The sequence below is a fragment of the Methylobacterium sp. E-005 genome (assembly GCF_022829725.1).
GTDB lineage: Bacteria > Pseudomonadota > Alphaproteobacteria > Rhizobiales > Beijerinckiaceae > Methylobacterium.
In genome coordinates this window covers 1-426 of sequence record NZ_JAKSYG010000221.1, presented here as the reverse complement: position 1 = coordinate 426, position 426 = coordinate 1, and the positions used below count along the sequence as shown (strand labels likewise).

1 pseudogene is annotated in these 426 nt (G+C 73.0%); it reads right to left on the bottom strand.

Annotated elements, in window-relative coordinates:
* Nucleotides 1-175: 175 nt before the first annotated feature.
* Nucleotides 176-426: pseudogene (locus MKK88_RS26740) on the bottom strand (hypothetical protein); the annotation flags it as partial.

Below are 426 nucleotides of genomic sequence, written 5' to 3'. Positions count from 1 at the left end.
GCCGGCGAGACGCTGCGCGCGGTGGCCGAGCGCCCCGCGGGGCGGTCGCCGCCTAGACCGACATCCACCGGAGCGCGTCGGCCTCGACCCTGTCCGCCCGTGCTCCGCGCAGGACCACCGTCCCGCGAGCCATCACCGCGTAGGAACTGCAGAGGTCGCAGGCCCCTTGCGAAGTCTACTTCGACAACCTGACCCCCACCCCGCCCTTGGCGCTGATGTCGGCGATGCCCCTCTGGCCCGTGCCGCGCAGGTAGGCAACCGCCCGGCCTGTATCCTGGATGGTCGAGGGCTGGATGCCTTGGCTGGGCTCAGCGAGCGGGCGGAGTTTGGGCCGGGTCACCACCGCTCCGGCGATGCCGGGCTGCTGCTGCTGGCCGCCCGAGAGATCGCCGCCGCGCCGGTGCAGCATGTCCTTGAGCACCGGGA